Annotated in this window: 9 protein-coding genes; 3 read left to right on the plus strand and 6 right to left on the minus strand. The window is 32.6% G+C overall.

The genetic code is table 11. The features are described 5' to 3' along the window. Positions 1-15: 15 nt before the first annotated feature. The 6 genes from Q0921_RS15445 to Q0921_RS15470 all read right to left on the minus strand — a co-directional run bounded on the left by Q0921_RS15445 (position 16) and on the right by Q0921_RS15470 (position 14,384). Complete coding sequence (locus Q0921_RS15445; RefSeq protein WP_299258407.1) at positions 16-2,433, minus strand: glycoside hydrolase family 2 TIM barrel-domain containing protein; 2,418 nt, start codon at positions 2,431-2,433, stop codon at positions 16-18. A gap of 15 nt (positions 2,434-2,448) precedes the next feature. Further along, complete coding sequence (locus Q0921_RS15450) at positions 2,449-3,648, minus strand: glycoside hydrolase family 88 protein (RefSeq protein ID WP_299258409.1); 1,200 nt, start codon at positions 3,646-3,648, stop codon at positions 2,449-2,451. Positions 3,649-3,660: 12 nt separating this feature from the next. Beyond that, complete coding sequence (locus Q0921_RS15455; protein WP_299258411.1) at positions 3,661-5,208, minus strand: RagB/SusD family nutrient uptake outer membrane protein; 1,548 nt, start codon at positions 5,206-5,208, stop codon at positions 3,661-3,663. Positions 5,209-5,230: 22 nt separating this feature from the next. Beyond that, positions 5,231-8,272, minus strand: a complete 3,042-nt coding sequence (locus Q0921_RS15460; protein ID WP_299258412.1) for a TonB-dependent receptor — start codon at positions 8,270-8,272, stop codon at positions 5,231-5,233. A 240-nt stretch (positions 8,273-8,512) separates the two neighbouring features. Next, positions 8,513-12,616, minus strand: a complete 4,104-nt coding sequence (locus Q0921_RS15465; protein WP_299258413.1) for a two-component regulator propeller domain-containing protein — start codon at positions 12,614-12,616, stop codon at positions 8,513-8,515. A gap of 106 nt (positions 12,617-12,722) precedes the next feature. Then, entirely contained in the window at positions 12,723-14,384 is a 1,662-nt protein-coding gene (locus tag Q0921_RS15470; protein WP_299258414.1) for a hypothetical protein, read from the minus strand. A 478-nt stretch (positions 14,385-14,862) separates the two neighbouring features. On the opposite strand from Q0921_RS15470, the gene Q0921_RS15475 reads away from it, so the two are divergent. From Q0921_RS15475 to kduI, 3 genes are read left to right on the plus strand one after another with little or no spacing between them, the layout of a single operon-like run. Continuing rightward, a complete protein-coding gene (locus Q0921_RS15475; protein ID WP_299258416.1) occupies positions 14,863-15,693 on the plus strand; it encodes an SDR family oxidoreductase in 831 nt (276 codons plus the stop codon). Between the two features lie 9 nt (positions 15,694-15,702). After that, positions 15,703-16,887 carry a mannonate dehydratase gene (gene uxuA, locus Q0921_RS15480; protein ID WP_299258418.1) on the plus strand — a complete coding sequence of 395 codons (1,185 nt, stop codon included), beginning with the start codon at positions 15,703-15,705 and terminating at the stop codon, positions 16,885-16,887. A gap of 19 nt (positions 16,888-16,906) precedes the next feature. Then, positions 16,907-17,746 (plus strand): 5-dehydro-4-deoxy-D-glucuronate isomerase, encoded by an 840-nt coding sequence (kduI, locus tag Q0921_RS15485; RefSeq protein ID WP_299258420.1) that lies wholly within the window; start codon positions 16,907-16,909, stop codon positions 17,744-17,746. Positions 17,747-17,751 lie beyond the last annotated feature (5 nt).

Raw genomic sequence — 17,751 nt, forward strand, 5'->3', positions numbered from 1 at the left:
AAATGTGAACTCTAACTATTGTTTTGATATGGTTAAATAAGTTCCTTTAAAACTTTGGTTTAATACCATCATCTCAATAGCAGAGTTTTCTTTATCTGGTATAACTTCAATTTGTGCTATTCCATTAGACATTTTAATGGATTCACTACCCATTGGTGTCCCTAGATACTTCTTAGTTACTCCTCCAGATAAGCATTGAAAATAGACTCTCTCTTCGTAGTCTAAACATCTCAATCCTTCTTTATCTTTTGCAGTAGCGATAATCAGGTAATTACCATTTTTTAATTTTTTATATGATAATGACAAAGATTTAGCTACATCATTTTTCTTGTATCTGTAGTTAACTTTAAGACTATCTGTAACTTTAACTCCATCTTTATATCCTATTGCTTTTAATTGGTTAGCACCCTCTTTAAAAAGCACATCCCAGGTTAGTCCAGAAGCTGGAAACTCATTAATATCTTTTTTCTTTTCTCCTAAAGATTTTCCTTCAAAAAAGAATTCTACCGTATCACAGTTACTAAATACATTCATAGTACGTGAAGTATCCCTAGGTCCTTGCCTTTCTGTCCACGTGTGAGATTCTATATATACAAATGGATCCTTTGCCCAATAACTTTTAAAAACATAATATGAATCTTTAGGATTCCCCTCTCGATCCATTATTCCTTTTTGATTTACATACGGAATATCATTTTCTGGTCTTAATGGCGTTCCAAAATCTTTAAATGCCCATTGTACATTACCCACAAAGGATATATTAGTTTCCGCTATTTTTAAGTGCCAATCGAAAAGATCTACAATATAATTTTCACTCCAATCACCAATCTTTGCAATATTAGTAACCGAAGTCTGTGTTATTGCTTCTGTCCAACCATCAGGATCCATAGCTCCTTGACCATCAATTGGATTTTCGGTATGTCTAGCATAATGACTAGACCCTCCATATTCTGCATGGATAAAATGATCATATTCTTTTATATATTTTTTTAAAGCCTTCTCATAAGTAGTATAACTACCAGAATACCAACCAGACCAAATTGAAGGGGAGAATACATCAACAATATCAGAACCAGCATAATATTTTCTGATAGCCGTCATTCTTGTAGGATCTAAAGTATGCGATAATGTATTTAATTCTTTCAAAAACTCGTTTAGTTTCTCTTCATTATCACCATCTTCAAAATCTGGCAACCAATAAATTTCATTACCCAAAGACCAAATAATCACACTTGGATGATTATAATTTTGGTTGATAATCTCGGATAACATATTTTTAGTGTTGGTTTTCCACTTTTCATTCCCTATTCCTCCTCTGCACCATGGCAATTCATCCCATATTAGAATTCCTAGTTCATCGCACATTTTGTACACCTCTGGATCTTGCGGATAATGTGCCAACCTAATAAAATTAGCTCCCATTTCCTTTATTGCCAAAATGTCTTTACGATGTAATGTATTAGGCATAGCAGCACCATATCCGGCATGCTCTTCATGACGATGTGTTCCTCGTAACAATACTCTTTTACCATTTAAATAGAATGGCCCATTTTTCTTAAATTCGAACCAACGAAAACCAAATCGATCCATTAATTTATCAACTTGCTCTCCGGATTTTAATAATAAAATTTCTACCTTATATAGATTAGGAACGTCAATACCCCAGAGTAATGGTTTAGTTATATTTTTAAAATCTATTGTTAATTGGCTATTATTTACTTTTTTCGAAACAGTTTGTATCTTTTTTCCGCTTGGCTCAAATAATTGAGCTACTAATTCATATTCCTCTTTTACTTTTAAGTCTTCTATTTCCAAATCTAACCTTAACGATGCTTTTTCTTCAGAGACATCTGGAGTAGTAATTTTTAGATTCGAAATATTGGTTATATACTTTTTAATAAACCATACATCTCTGGTAATTCCACCGTAAATAAAAAAGTCACTTTTCTGAGAAGGTATTATTTCCGGATTATAGCTATTATCTACACGAACTAATATTTCATTTTTTCCAATCCTTAATTGATCTGAAATATCAAAAGAAAAACCGATATAACCTCCAATATGTTCTCCGGAAAATTTTCCATTCACATAGACCTGAGTAGTAATGTTTGAACCTTCAAAATATAATTGATGTGCTAACTTCTTATCTATAGTATCTATCTGGATATATCTTCTATACCAACTGGCACTTCTTCTATAACCAGGTCGAAGATCCATGGTATCAAAATTATTCCAAGTGTGCGGTAAGTTAATTGACTCCCAATCAGTTTGTTTATGTACCTGATCTACACTGTTTAAATTTAATTCTAGATACTCCCAATCATTATTAATATTCTCTTTTGATGTATATACTTGTGCAGAACAACATGTAGAGAAAAAAACAAACACTACAATCTTAATTAAATTACAAGAAGACAAAATAGTATTATTCATAAGGTTCTGAAACTTTTATTTAAGATTTTCTTTTCTCAGAACTGCTTCTAAAAAATAATAATCTGCATAACTAATTGGACCATTTATCTCATCATTTTTCGGCCAGTTTCCTGTACTATGACTTAGAATGAATGGTATATTTGATTCATTTTGTATAACATATTTCATTGATGAAAGATTACTCATAATTCGATCAGAAAAATCTAAATATTTTTTATCACCGGTATATTCATACAATTCAATTAATCCTGAAGCAATAATTGCTGCTGCAGAAGCATCTCTAGGTTCACTAGGAATATTAGGCGCATCAAAATCCCAATAGGGTATAGCATCTTCAGGAAGATTTACGTGATTCATTAAAAAACTCGCTATTTTTTTTGACTGCTCCAAGAATTTAATGTTTTTCGTATATCGATATGCCATTGCGTATCCATAAAGTCCCCAAGCCTGGCCGCGCGCCCAGGAAGATTCATTTCCAAATCCCTGATGCGTAACCTTAGATCTTATATCTCCTGTTATGGTATCATAATCTACTACATGATAACTACTATTGTTATTCCTAAAATGATTTTTTAATGTTGTTTTGGCATGCTGTTCTGCTATTTCATAATATTTACCATCCCCAGAATAAGTAGATGCTTCAAAAAGCAATTCCAGATTCATCATGTTATCTATAATAACCGGAAACTGCCATTCTTCTTTATTAAAATCCCACGATCGAATTGATTTAACAGTATCATTATAGCGGGTAGCTAGTGTCTGAGCACTTTCTATAATGATTTTTTTGTAAGATTCATCATTAGTTATCTTGTATCCATTACCAAAACTACAAAACACTTTAAACCCCATATCGTGGGTTTTGTCATTATATTTTTCTTTCTCTATAAATGCAGTCCATTCCTTAGCTTTATCACTGTACCTCTCATCTTGTGTCATTTTATATATAAGCCATAAACTACCTGTAAAAAATCCACTTGTCCAATCTTTTGATGGTACCTTTTTTATTGATCCGTTTCCATCAGTGCTTCTTGGAAAAGCTAACGAGTCTAATGGATACTCTAGCAAGTAAGAAAACCTATCAGAATATTTGAGAACAGTATCTTGCTCTATTGTTTCTTCTTTGTTTTCTGGTGAAGCATCTTTACACCCTACACAAAATGTTAGTATAATTAACAATAGTACAATAGGAGCTTTAATTTTTTTTTGTTTTATCATAGATATCATTAATTAATACCCTGGATTTTGTGGTTCCAAGTTTGGATTCCTTGCTAACTCATCTGCTGGTAAAGGGAATAAATAATCTTGATTTGGATCAAAGTTTGCTTTTGCTCCTTCTAAACCTGAAGCACTAAACACCTCACTACCAAGTCTTCTTCTAGCGATATCATACCATCTTTTAAACTCGAATGCAAGTTCCCATTTACGTTCCTCTAAAATCACTGTTCTCAAATCATCTTGTGATAATCCAGAGATATCTGCAGGAAAATCAGCTCCATTACCACTTCTCGCTCTGGCTCTAACTCTATTTACATATTCGTGGGCTTCATTTGATCCTGGGCTTATTTCATTTAGTGCTTCAGCAGCAATTAATAATACCTCTGCATATCGCATCATCATGTAATTTGCTTCTGATCCTCTGCCGTTTCCAGTAGCAGTTGCTCCGATAGCACGCGTATATTTTGCAATATGTGGACGATCTACACCTCGACCAGCACCGCTTTCTCGAAAAACAGTAAAAGGTCTTTCTTCTAGTGTTTGAACACCTGTAACAGGATCGGTGATATTAAAGAGTCCTGTAGTATCTAAACTAACTTGTTTTCTGTAATCTCGACCATCCCAAGTATTGTATACCTCTAAAGAAGGTACCCCGACAGACCAACCCCCACCAAGACCATATTGTTGATCATCTCTAAGTCCTGTTAATGCTGCTTGATAATCTCTACCATCATCACCATTACTAGCTCCGATAAAATCCAATACAAAAATGGGTTCTAAAGAAGTATCTATTAGAGAAGAATCAAATAAATCTTGAAAATCTGATTCTAAGCCTAGATTATAAGTTCCTTCATTGTCAATAACTCCTTTTGCTTCATCATAAGCTTTCTGATAATCACCTATAGTTAAATGTACTAATGCTAAATAAGAGTGCGCTGCGGATTTAGCAGGTATAGATCTGGCTGCTTGGTTTTCTGGTAACCAGGTTTTAGCAAACTCAAAATCAGCAATAATATTTGCATACACATCAGCAGCTGGAGTTTTACTAATGGAACTTGCTGCTTCCAAATCAGTTACTGGAGTATCTAAATATGGGATGTCTCCAAATTGTCTTACTAAATGAAAATATGCAAACCCTCTTGCAAAATAGGCTAGGGCAGTAACAGGGTTTTTTATTTCATCGGCTACATTTACTTCTTCTGCACCAGCAATTGCTTGATTAGCAGCAGCTATCATTTGATACGTTCTAAGCCAAAACCTATCAATCATTGCGTTATCAGTAGAAACATTGAATTCATCGTGTTCAATTCTTCTTGTTGCTGTTGTTGGGTCTCCAATAGCGACCATATCTCCGCGCAGCATTAATGCTAAAGACATTCTTCTTCCCCAAAAATTTTCATGGGTCATATGGCCATAAGCACCATTTGCTGCTGTTTGTATATCATTTATATTATTAAAAAAACCATCTGGAGCTAATAGCCCTACTGGCTCTTCCTCTAAGTCAGAACATCCTATTATTGATACTCCTATCAATAAGAATAAATATTTATATTGTTTCATAATATATGCTTTAAATTATTGATTAAAATTTTACACCAAGGCTAAAGTTCACAGATCTAACGGTTGGATAATTTCCAAAATCAAACCCATTAAATGTGTTTTGACTTCCTGAACCACCTCCTCCTAAAAAATTCACTTCAGGATCTAATCCAGAGTAATCTGTAAAGGTTACTAAGTTTTGAGCACTTACAGATACTCTGATAGTATCCATACGCAACTTCTCAGTAATCTCTGATGGTAAACTGTAACCTAAAGCTATATTCTTTAATCTTATATAACTTCCATCTTCTACAAAACGAGAAGAGATTTGTTTTCCTCTAAGTTTAGCAGAAGGGATATCTGTATTTGTGTTTGTTGGTGTCCAGGCATTTAATACATCTGTAGTAGCATTAGAATCTCCATTAAATAACTGTACATTGGTGAGATTCATTACATCACCACCATAAGCCCCTTGAAAAAAGATACTTAAATCAATGTTTTTATATGTAAAGGTGTTTGTGATACCTATTGTGAAATCTGGGTTTGGATCTCCTATTATTTGTTGATCATCGGTAGTAATTACACCATCTAAATTACCATCTTCATCCGCTAAATCCGTGAATAATTGATCTCCTGCTTCACCACCTTCAAAAATAGCTGTTCCTTCTGGTAGATCACCACCTTGGTAAACACCTCTGTATTGATATCCCCAAAAAACACCAACAGCTTCACCTTCTCTTAAGATATGAGTACGGTCTATATTAAAATACCCTGGAGAAGCATCTTGAAATATATCCTCACCATTTAATAAGCTAACAAATTCATTCTTATTTGTAGACCAATTAAAATCAGTAGTCCAGCTAAAATTCTCATTACTAATGTTTCTTGTGTTTAAGGTAATCTCAAATCCTTTGTTATTAATCTCTCCTACATTTCTTAAACTAGCTGCCGTTAGAAATCCTAAATATTCTGGTTGACTAGAATCTGCTATGATAAGATCTTTGGTATCGATGTTATAGTAGTCTAATGAAAGAGAAACTTTATTAGAAAATAGCCCTAAATCTAAACCTAGATTGGTTTGATAAGAAGACTCCCATTTTAGATCTGGATTGGCAACTTGATTTGGCGTTACATTAATTACAGTCTGTCCATTAATAGGAGTGAAGACGGAAGCAAAACTTGCTAATGATCCATACGCTACAATTGCTTGATTACCGGTTACCCCATAACTAGCTCTTAGTTTTAGATTAGAAATAGTTTGACTGTCTTTTAAGAAATTTTCGTTTGATATTTTCCAACCAATGGCACCTGATGGGAAGATTGCATATTTTTCATTTTTAGCAAAATTTGATGATCCATCTCTTCTTACGGTAGCTGTTAGTAAATACTTGTCGTCATAATCAAAATTTAACCTACCAAATTGAGATTGGATTTCTATTTCCGAAAAAGACGAGGTAGGTATTAATTGAGTAGAACCTGTTTGCAAAGCGTGATACGAAAAAGAATCCGAAGTAAATCCTTCGGCTCCTGCAGAGAATCTATCTGTAGCATTTTTCTGATAAGAGTATCCCGCTAATAAGGTTAGATTTCCTTTTCCTATTTCTGCTTTATAGGTTAAATAATTCTCACTTAATATGCTTGTGCTTCTAGAATTTGTTATGGTTGCTCTTCCTCCTGTACCATCTCCAGCTGTAGTGATTAACGTTGAAGGACTAAAAGTTCCTTGCGTCCCATTAATAGTACTGAAACCAAATGTGGTTTTGAAAGTAAGATTTTCGAAAATATCATAATTAGCGTACAGATTTGCTCTATAATTATCTGTTTTTGTTTCATCAATACTTTCAGTAGCAATTGCAAATGGATTATCGACATTATCACCTACCGAATTAATTGTATTTAAACCGTTAACATTCTGGATTCCAAGATCTGGTGTAAATCGAAAGAGTAATGAAACAACATCATCTCCGCCACCATTTACGGTAGCACCCGTTGATTGTGTAGGAACTCCATCTTTATTTCCTCTACTACCAAAAAGATTAGCACCTAGCTTTAACTTATTTGTTACCTGCGCATCAATATTAGACAAGAAAGATATTCTTTCGAATTCAGAATTTAGAATAACACCTTCTTGCTTAAAATAGGTAGCAGAGGCATAAAAGTTTATTTTATCACTTCCTCCTGAAAAAGAAAACTGATGGTTTGCAGTGCTACCACTTTTGTATAACAAATCTTGCCAATCTGTATTGGCAGGTCCTTGAACGTACCCCGGATTGATAGTTTGCTGATATGCTGCAAATTCATTAGCGTTTAATAAATCCAATCGATTCGCTGTATTTTGAATAGAATATGTGGTATTCACCTCAACAGATAATTTACCTTTTTTACCCTTTTTTGTAGTTACTAAAACAACACCATTCGAACCTCTAGAACCATAAATAGCTGTAGCCGATGCATCTTTCAAAATCTCTATGGATTCAATATCATTTGCTTGTGGAAAAACACCTCCTACAAATCCATCCACAACGATAAGTGGAGCACTGCTTGCATTAATAGAGGTATTTCCTCTGATTTTAACATTTATAGGAGCACCAGGTTCCCCACCATTATTAGATTGAACCACCACACCTGCTGCACGACCCTGGAGGGCTTGTGCTGCATTTAACACTGGAAAAGCATTTAACTCTTCCGATTTTACTGAAGATACCGAACCTGTTACATCACTTTTGCGCTGAGATCCATATCCTACAACAACGATTTCTTCTAATGCTTCAGAATCTTCTTCCATAGATACATTTAATGTAGTCTGCCCTGATATGGTAATATTTTTTGTGATAAGGCCTATGTAAGAGAATTGTACCACATCCCCCGTATTTACATTTATGGTGTATTTCCCGTCAAAATCCGTTACTGAGCCCGAAGAAGTTCCTATAATAAGGACGCTAACACCTGGAATGGGTGTATTTGTTTCTATTGACGTTACAGTACCTGTTAACTCAATTTGCGCGAATAGCCCTGACCCCAACATTAGTAATAAAATTGGAATACATTTCTTTAATACTTTTAAATATGTAAACTTTTTATCCATGAGTGATTGATTTATGTTAAGTGCATGTCTGTATTTAATACAGATATATAATCAGAAGACAAAAAAATACAATGCACAACGAAAAAAGAAGCTGTAAAAAAATATATCTGTTTTGTTTCCAATTCATACTCAAACCTACTTAAAACACTATATCTAAAAGTTCAAAAAAGGGTATACTTATGTACTAAACGCTGATTACTAATGGATAAAAAGAGATATTCTTATAAAAACCCTCTTTTTTTAAGAATAGAATTTTGATGCGTATTCTGAGGGGGTTTGATCAAAATGTTTTTTGAAACATTTAGTGAAATATTTTGGGTTTCGAAACCCAACTTTGTAGCAAACTTCTGAAATATTTATCTGACCTAATTCTAATAATTGAGATGCTCTTTTCATTCTTATAGAGTGAATAAATTCATTAGGTGTTAAATTTGTCCATCCTTTAATTTTCGAAAATAACATGGTTCTACTTACTCCCAGTTCTGAGCTGAAGTATGGGATATCAAAAGACGTGTTGCTTATATTATCTTCCACGATGTTTACTGCTTTTTTCAACAGCTCTTCATCCATAGAAGTGACTGTAATATCTGTTGATTTAAAGTCATTGGATGAGAATTTTTGCTTTTGTTTTTGTATAGAAGAAAGTATATTTTTTATAGTTAATAAAAATTCTTTTACATTAAATGGTTTATTGATATAGGCGTCTGCTCCGGACTCCAAACCATCAAATTTATATATTAATGAAGTTCTAGAGGTTAACAAAATAAAAGGAATGTGACTCGTTCTTATATCATTCTTAATTTTAGAACATAGTTCAGTCCCTTCCATTTTTGGCATAATAACATCACTTATAATCAGATCCGGTATTTTCTGTAATGCTTTTTTGAAAGCAACTTGTCCATTTTCAGCTTTAATTACCTGATAATAATCATTAAGCATGTCGCTAATAAAATTCCTTAATTCATCATTATCTTCAGCAATCAGAATCAATGGTTTTTGATCATCCTTGTCCACCATTTCTAAGTCTAGATCCTTACTTCTTCTAACCGAAGAGATTTGATTCTCATACTGACTGATATCATCACTTATTTTAAAATCTTTTATGATATCGGATTCGTTCAGATGTTCCTTTCCTGTTTTCAGTTTTACTCTAAAAATAGTTCCTTTATCTACGTTAGTGTCTACAACTTCTATAACTCCTTTATGCAGGTCAACTGCCTTCTTTGCTATAGATAACCCAATACCACTTGCTTGATTAAATTGTTTCTGATAATCCTTATCTCCTGCTATTTCATAAAAACGATGAAACACCTTATCTACAAACTCTTTATCGATACCTTTGCCATTATCCTGTATTTCTACTATTGCATTTTTTCCTTCCTGAAAAATTCTAATATTAATTTCTCCTCCTTCTGAGGTATATTTAAATGCGTTAGAAATTAGGTTGTAGAATACTCTTTCTAATTTATATCTATCAAAATATACTTGAACAATTTCTGAAGAAGCTTCGAATGTATAAGTGTAAGATCCTGCTTTTGCAAATTCGTTGAAGGACAGATAAATTTCTTTTAAATATTTAACTAAATTACCTTCTGCAACTTCGAGCTTTGAGTGCTTATTTTCAAATTTTCTGAAATCCAGCAATTGATTTATCAATTTCAGTAATTGATCGGCATTACGTTCTATAACCAATAAACGTTTATACATTTTATTACTCCCTTGATAATTTTCTATTAGTTGCTGTAGTGGTGCTATAATCAAAGCGAGGGGTGTTCTGAATTCGTGAGAGATATTAGTAAAAAACTCTAATTTAGAAAGGTTCATTTCTTCTTTTCTAATATTTTCTAGATGTTCTAAATCCAATTCATGCTTCAGTTTCGTTTTTGCTTTATTAATTTGGTTTAATCCAAACAACCCTAAAACTATCATTAAGACATATCCAGCAAAAGCAATCGGACTTTTCCAAGGAGCTGGTTTTAATGATATCTTTAATCGTTTTGGCTCATCATTCCAGAGATTATCATTGTTAGCTCCTTTTACTTCAAAAGTATAATTACCTGGTTTTTGTATTGCATAATTTACTTCCGTATTTTTTGTATACTGCCATTGATCATCCAACCCAACTAATCGATATGCATATTGATTGTTTGATGGGTTAATAAAATTGGGCATAGCAAAACTAACCCCAAAAGAAGCCTGATCATGTAACAATGTTAATCTATCAGTATATGAAATACTCTTTTTCAATACTTTATCATCTCCATATGCATCAATCTTCTTTCCTTGAACATTAAAATCCGTTAAAACTACTTGCGGTACGAAAGTGTTCTTTTTTATCTGATTAGGATTCAAAAAAGAGACTCCCGATGGACCACCAAAATAGAGATCTCCATTCTTAGCTTTTAAACATGCACTATTATTAAATTCATTACTAATCAATCCATCTGTTTGATTATAAAGAATCGAAGTTTTTTTATCTGGGTTATATGCAACGATACCTTTGTTGGAGCTTATCCATATAACATTATCATCATACTCTACAATACTAAAAACTGTACTAATTTTTGTTCCTACAACATTAAGTTTTAATCTATTAAACTTATTCCCATCAAACTTATAAATTCCATTTGCTTTGGTTCCAACATAGAGGGCTCCTCTTCTGTCCTCATATATACTTAAAATATCATCTCCCGACAGTTGCTCTTCATTAAAAAAGAAACGCTTTACTTCAATTATTTGTTCATTATTTAATCTATCTTTTCCTATATAATTGAGACCGTTTTGAGTACCAATCCATAAATTAGAGTCTTTATCGACAAGCAAAACTCTAACTCTATCGTTAGAAAGTGATTTTTTATTTATACTATTATTATCTATAAATCTAAAGTCTTTACTTATTAAATTATATTGAATAAGACCTTTTCCAAAAGTCCCCAAGTACATAAAATGTTCGGATTTTTTAATTGTATATATTCCGATATCTTTCAGAAGTACTCGCAAATCTTTACTTAACAAGTTAGTAACAAATTTCTTAGAGTTTATATCGTATAAAGCTACTCCCGCATTATACGTTCCAATCCAAAGTTTTTGGTCATTGAGAAATAATGATTTTACACTAAGACTAGGGAGTTTCTCATCGGAAACTTTTTGAATATCAACAGATTGATCTTTCTTTAAATCTAATATACTAATACCTTTCCCTTCTGTACCGAAATAGATTTTACCGGAATCATCCTGTATAATACTACTAACCACACCATATTCGATATCGGTATTGTTATTCTTTCTAAGCGATATAAAGTTAGAATTAGATTCATCCCAAATATTGATTCCTCCATAATACGTTCCAAGCCAGGTTGAGCCCTTCCTATCGATAAAAATTGTTTTGATTGAATTCCTGCTAAGGCTCTTTAGGTTATTTTGTTGGTGTTTAATAGAAATAATAGAATCATCATTGTTTTTTATGCAAAGTCCATCATAGGTTGCAATCCATAGCACTCCACGATTATCTATAGATAAACTTCTAACATCTTTATTAATTGTTTGATTTTTACTAGTCTTTTTTACGTGAATAAAAGTACCAGAAGTTAAGTCATAATAATTAAGACCCCCATATTTAGTTCCAATCCACAACCTATTTTTATCATCTTCGACAATAGCCTGAATATAAGAATCACTTAAGTTATTTGATCTTTGGCTACTATAAAATCTTTCAAAACTAAAATTCTTCTCATTCTTGTTTTTAAGCTTATTCAAACCATTTGCAGTACCTATCCAAATATCTTTTTTCTTGTCTTCATATATACTTAAAACATAGTTATTAGAAAGACTTGAAGCATTAGTGGGGTCATTTTTAATAGTAATGAATGAATCAGATTCTCTATTATATATCATAAGACCATTAGAAGAGCCGAACCAAAGTTCTCCGTTATCCAACATTTTAATCGACCAGATGGTATTATCCGAAATACTTCCATTTTTACTAGAATGAAAATATGACTTAAACACATTAAGTTTCGGATCATATCTGTTTAAACCATTATATGTTCCAATCCAAATAAAACCTTCTTGATCCTCTTGTATTGATAAAATGTCATTATTACTAATTGAAGTAGAATCATTTAGTCTATTCCTATACACAGTAAAATTATCTCCATCATATTTATTCAATCCATCTCTGGTTCCAATCCACATTCGCCCTAATCGATCCTGATGAATAGCAATTACTGAACTTTGAGATAATCCATCGGAAGTAAATAAATGTAAAAATTTATTGTAAAAATTATCTTGAGCAATAGATGCGACAGAAATAAAAAATAAAAGTAATGCGTATATGTATTTCATCAATTCCCTTAGAATTTTCTCTTAATAACGTTAAGACCCTCCAAATTATTAAAAAAATGCTAATAATTTAACACTTAAAAACTAATTCCTTTATTACCAGATTTTATTAATTTTTCAATCTTCTATTAAGCTGATAGTTATATAATGAAGGAATTAATTTTATATCCTTATTTACGTAATCCACATAAGCATTCGGATCGTAATTAATTGCTAGTTTTTTATTCCCCCAAACACCAATTAATCTAGCATTTGGTCCATCCTTCATACCACCCAACTTCATAAGTTTTTTATATTCTAAAGCATTCAAAAAATTTATTTTAATATTCCAAAAAGTACTGTACGATGCATGTGAAGGTTTCCAATACCCTGCTCCACCTCCAGCAAAAAGAGGGTATGAACTATCTCCTATAATGTCTAAATGAACAGTTATTAAATCAAATAAATTTTGATGATTTACTCCTGAATGCTGATCCAAAACTGGATTTTTAAAAACCTCACAATTATGATAAATACTTTTTGTAGAAAATGTATTAAAACTCAACGGATGCATCACATCATTATATACAGATAAGTTCTCAACTAAAACATTATGTACTCCTCCCATTTGTACCGTATAGTGACCTTTCTTTTTACCAGTAGTCATAACATCCTTAATAGTCACGTTAGCAATAGCTTCTGTTAATATGCCACTGTCAGAATTTTCTATAGTTACATTTTGAACCCAACTATTGAAGACTCTGGTTAGGTAAATACCATTATACCCTTGTTCTACGTGATGAGCAATCCGATTAGAAAAAGGAAAAGTAATTTTAAAATTTTGAATCCCCACTTCTTTTAAATGGTTCCATTCTATTATTCTTACCTTATATTCAGGAATAATATTTATTAATAACGGAGACTTAATAATAACCTGATTCTTAATAATTTTTTCAATTTTTACCTGTTGACGAATTAACGGAAGATTGGGATAGTTCCAATGATGAGACCCAATTTTTAAATTTTTATTATCTCCATATAGCTCTTGCAATATCTTACCATCTTTATCTTTTTTATTAAACCATTGTATTTCTACAACATCTCCTTTCTTTAACCCTAAATCTTCACGAACTTTAAACGAAATTGAACCACGTTTTCCGTTATCGATAGTTCCTAAAATCTTAGGTTCTTTATCATATTTTTTAAGATACGATTTTACCCTAGCGCCAGAAATTCTAGTCCAAAACATACCACCTGACCAAGAATATTGAGAAAAAGGAAGAAAAATATTTTTATCTTCTTCTTTTTGAATCTTATCTAGTTTAACCAGGTATTCTCTAAGTTCTTTTAAATCTTCTGGATCTTTTAAATACATCATTGGTCTTGGACAAAAAATTTCGGTTCCGTTATTTTCTACTCCTTGACCATTAAGTATAATATTACTTCTTTCGAAATATAATACTTCACTTAAAATTATTCTTCCAGCAGGCAATTGAATTAACACTGATTCTTTTATCTGATGTGCCTTTTTGAAGACTCCTAATAAAGCTTTAGAATCATCTTTTCCATCATTCGCAACTACTCCAAAATCAGTTGCTTTTAACACAGTAATATTACCTGGTATTGTTATCTCTTTTTCGCCAAACTGATATCCCGCATAACTATAATCAGGAATATAAGGTCCTTTATTATTTACTAAGTCAGGCAAAGAATATTTGTTCTGCGAAGAAATCTTAACAACCTGTAATAGTAATAAAAACAGGAAAAGAATATTTTTGTTATTTATTCCCATCTACATTTCTTTTCATAATCTTAAAAAATCTCATAATTAAAGAATTAAACGTTTAAAAAAGTACCAACTCTAAAATTTACGCACTTTGGATTAATTTCCTGAAGATTAAGAATAAAATACACCTCAACATTCTTAGAATAGATCTTTCTATCACAACTAATGAATTTAAAAAATGGATTGTTTCAAAACTACCAAAACTTACTATTGTAATAGTCCGCTTTAATGGCTCTAATTGTTCAGATAATCTAAAAAAAGTACCTATATTTTATCATATATTTAATATTACTACCTGTAAACCACACATATACTCAGGTTTTTAAGAAAGTACCCGCTTATCTTAAATAAACAACAAATACCTAATAATCAGGTAATTGTACTTTTATAACCTCATTTCCGTATGATCCTTTTCTAAAAATTAAACCTTAATTGTCATAAAAGCTTCAAATTTGAAATAGATGAATATTTTCTCTTTTTTTATATGGATAATAAAGTAATTGTACTAACCGGTGGTGGCGGTGTTTTAGGTAAAACAATGGCATTGGCTCTAGCAAAAAAAGGCGCTAAACTCGCCATTTTAGATTTGAGAAAAGATGCTGCCGAAGAAGTAGTAAAAGAAATTAAAATACGTGGAGGAGTCGCAATTGGTATTGCTGCAGATGTACTTAGTAAGGAATCCTTATTAAAAGCACGAACGGAAATCAACTCCAAACTAGGAAGCTGCGACATTCTAATCAATGGTGCGGGAGGTAATCACCCTAAAGGAACTACATCCAATACCCATTTGGTTTTAGAAGATCTGGAAAATAAACAAAATGACTTTCAGACTTTCTTTGATTTAGATTCAGAAGGGATTCAATTTGTTTTTAACCTTAATTTTATTGGTACACTATTACCTACTCAGGTTTTCGCTAAAGACATGGTTGGAAAAGATGGTTGTTGTATTCTTAATATCTCTTCGATGAATGCTTTTACACCCTTAACAAAAATTCCAGCTTACAGTGGTGCAAAAGCAGCTATATCAAACTTTACGCAATGGCTTGCTGTACATTTTGCAAAAGTAGGTATTAGAGTAAACGCATTAGCACCTGGTTTTTTTTTAACAGAGCAAAACAGATCTCTGTTAACGGATTCTGAAGGAAATCCAACACAAAGAGGTAAAACTATCATAGAACACACCCCAATGGGTAGATACGGCGAACCTGAAGATCTTATTGGAACCACAGAATGGTTATGTGGAAATGGTTCCAAATTTGTAACAGGCATTGTGGTGCCAATCGATGGAGGTTTTAGTGCCTTTAGTGGTGTTTAATATATACATATGAATTTAGAACAAACATGGCGATGGTATGGGCCCAATGATCCCGTCTCATTATCAGATATAAAACAAGCCGGAGCAAGGGGTATTGTATCCGCATTACATCATATTTCTAATGGAGAAGTTTGGACTATTGAAGAAATACTAAAGAGAAAAGATGTTATAGAAGAATCTGGACTCAATTGGTCGGTTGTAGAAAGCGTACCCATTCATGAGAATATCAAAACCAGATCTGGAAAATATCATGAGTACATAGAAAATTATAAAACTACTATCAGGAACTTAAGTGTTTGTAAAATAAATATCGTTTGCTATAATTTCATGCCTGTTCTAGATTGGACAAGAACCAATTTAGAATATGAAATATATGATGGATCTACAGCATTGAGATTTGATGCAACTGAATTTGCTGTTTTTGATCTATTATTACTTAAAAGACCAAATGCAGAAAAAGAATATACGGATACCCAACTACAGGCAGCAAAAACTTTAGAAAAACAAATGTCTGATGCTCGAAAGAAACTGCTAGTAAACAATATCATTGCAGGCCTACCTGGTGCAGAAGAAGGTTATTCCTTAAAGGATTTTAATACCATTTTAAATACTTATAAAAACATTGGACCTAACGAATTAAAAGAAAATCTCTATTTCTTTCTAAAAGAGATTATTCCGGTAGCGGAAGAAACAGGAGTGCTTATGTCTATACATCCTGATGACCCACCATATCCAATTCTAGGTTTACCAAGAGTGGTAAGTACCCAACAAGACATCCTTGATTTATATCACGCTGTAGATTCTCCAAACAATGGATTAACATTTTGTACAGGATCTTTTGGGCTCCGTCAAGATAATGACTTACCATCGATGGTAGAACGTCTTGGAAATCGGATACATTTCATCCATTTAAGAAGTACTAAGAGAGATAAAGAAGGTAACTTTTATGAAGCTAATCATCTGGAAGGAGACGTAGATATGTATGAAGTAATGAAAGCTTTAATCAACGAACAGAACAAAAGACAAAGGGCTGGCAGGTCCGATCTGAATATTCCAATGCGACCAGATCATGGCCACAAAATGTTAGATGATCAACATAAAAAAACGAATCCTGGTTACTCCGGTATCGGAAGACTAAGAGGATTAGCTGAGCTTAGGGGTTTAGAATTAGGAATTAGAAAATCAATACGATAAAGAAATAAAACATAGAATTATGACTACTGCTTACGAATCCAGATATGCATCTCATCCTAAATCTGTTAAAGCTATGGACACCGCAGAACTTAGAGATGAGTTTTTGATAGAAAACCTAATGCAATTAGGACAAATCAATCTCACTTATTCTCATTACGACAGATATATTGCAGGATCTGTAGTGCCGAAAGACACATTAAAACTAGAGCCTATTGATCCTCTAAAAGCCCAGTATTTTTTGGAAAGAAGAGAACTTGGTATAATCAATGTCGGTGGAAAAGGAGAAGTTGTAGTAGATGGAACTTCTTATGAATTAAATTACAAAGAAGCGTTGTATGTAGGAAAAGGAAATAAAGAAGTTCTTTTTAAGAGTCAGAGTTCGTCTAATCCTGCTAAATTTTATATCAATTCTGCGCCAGCACACCATAGCTATCCAACCGTAAAAGTGACAAAAGAAAAAGCTAACAAAATAGAGTTAGGTTCTTTAGAAACGTCTAATCATAGAACAGTATTACAATTGATTGTTGGTGGAATTGTAGAAACTTGCCAATTACAAATGGGAATGACTGAATTAAAAAAAGGTAGTGTTTGGAATACAATGCCTGCTCATTCTCACGATAGACGAATGGAGGTTTATTTCTATTTTGAAGTACCAAATGATCAATCTGTTTGCCATTTTATGGGACAAACTGACGAGACTAGACATATCTGGATACAAAATGAACAAGCAGTAATTTCTCCTCCATGGTCAATTCATTCTGGCTCAGGAACTTCTAACTATACTTTTATCTGGGGAATGGCAGGAGAGAATTTAGATTATGGTGATATGGACAAATGTGAAATAACGGCTCTTAAATAAATACA

The organism is uncultured Aquimarina sp., assembly GCF_947496855.1.
Lineage (GTDB): Bacteria > Bacteroidota > Bacteroidia > Flavobacteriales > Flavobacteriaceae > Aquimarina.